The 1,100-nt window shown below is 73.5% G+C and carries 1 protein-coding gene and 1 pseudogene; one reads left to right on the top strand and one right to left on the bottom strand.

Features of this window, described 5'->3' with window-relative positions:
• Positions 1 to 369, bottom strand: a pseudogene (locus GT354_RS50420) (hypothetical protein); the annotation flags it as partial.
• A 61-nt stretch (positions 370 to 430) separates the two neighbouring features.
• Here GT354_RS50420 and GT354_RS50415 point away from each other — a divergent pair.
• Positions 431 to 1,018: a histidine phosphatase family protein gene (locus GT354_RS50415; protein ID WP_161364968.1), complete on the top strand. Its 588-nt coding sequence runs from the start codon at positions 431 to 433 to the stop codon at positions 1,016 to 1,018.
• Positions 1,019 to 1,100: the final 82 nt, after the last annotated feature.

The following is a 1,100-nucleotide window of genomic DNA, read 5'->3' as shown; positions in this document are numbered from 1 at the left end:
ATCGGCGTCGGCGGCCACCACGGCGCCGGAGACCGGACCGGGCGCGCTGTCGGGCGTACCCCACGCGGAACGGGCGAGCAGCCACGCGCCGATCGCCAGCGCGGGCGGCAGGGCCGTGATCGAGCCCGCCCCCAGGCACACGTCGAGGTCGACCCCGTAGGGCGCGAAGGAGCCGATCCCACCGGCGTCCAGGAGTGCCTCGGTGGGTCCGTTGCCCACCACCACCAGACGGTCGGGCGCGGCCCTCGCCAGTTCGGCGACCGCCTCGTCACATGCCGCGCGCAGGGCGTCGAGCTCCGCGACGGCCCCGCGGGCCAACTCGGGCACGATCATCGGGGGACACGGGACTACCGCGGCGGCTACGAGCATTCAGGGAGAGTACTAAGCGGTCGGCGCGCCGCCGTCAAGGCCACGTGATGGGATGGATCACATGAGTGAACTGATGCTCGTGCGACACGGCGAGACCGAGTGGAGCAGGACCGGGCGGCATACGGGTCTGACCGACATCGCCCTGACCGCGGCGGGCGAGACGCAGGCCAAGGCCGTCGCGGACGCCCTCGCGGGGCGAACCTTCGGGCTCGCTTTGGTGAGCCCGCTCGGGCGGGCCCGGCACACCGCCGAACTGGCCGGGATCACCGGCACCGAGATCGAACCCGATCTGGTCGAGTGGGACTACGGCGGCTACGAGGGGATCACCACCGACGAGATCCGCGAAAGTGTGCCCGGTTGGTATCTGTGGCGCGACGGCGTGATCCCCGGCGATGCCGAGCACCCGGGCGAGTCGATCGCCGATGTGGGTCGCCGCGTGGACCGGGTGCTGGAGCGGGCTCGGCCGGTCCTGGCGGGCGGCCGCGACGTGGTGCTGGTCGCGCACGGACACCTGCTGCGGGTGCTCACCGCCCGCTGGCTCGGGCTGCCGCCCGAGGACGGTCGGCTGTTCCGGCTGGAGACGGCTCGGCTCTCCACTCTCGGCCACGAGCGCGAGACGCCGGTGCTGCTGACGTGGAACACGCCCTGACGCGACGCCGAAAGGCGCCCTGACGCGGCCGTCGACGTCGGTCGCGGCAGCCCGGGTCAGTCGCGGCAACCGGCGGCGGCCG

It is taken from the genome of Streptomyces sp. SID3343 (genome assembly GCF_009865215.1).
Classification (GTDB): Bacteria; Actinomycetota; Actinomycetes; order Streptomycetales; family Streptomycetaceae; genus Embleya.
The sequence above is the reverse complement of the archived record's forward strand: the minus strand, read 5'-3'. Positions and strand labels throughout refer to the sequence as shown.

Excerpts from the sequence above, each read along its gene's own strand:
- GT354_RS50415 (WP_161364968.1), top strand. The coding sequence starts at position 431 with ATGAGTGAACTGATGCTCGTGCGACACGGCGAGACCGAGTGGAGCAGG.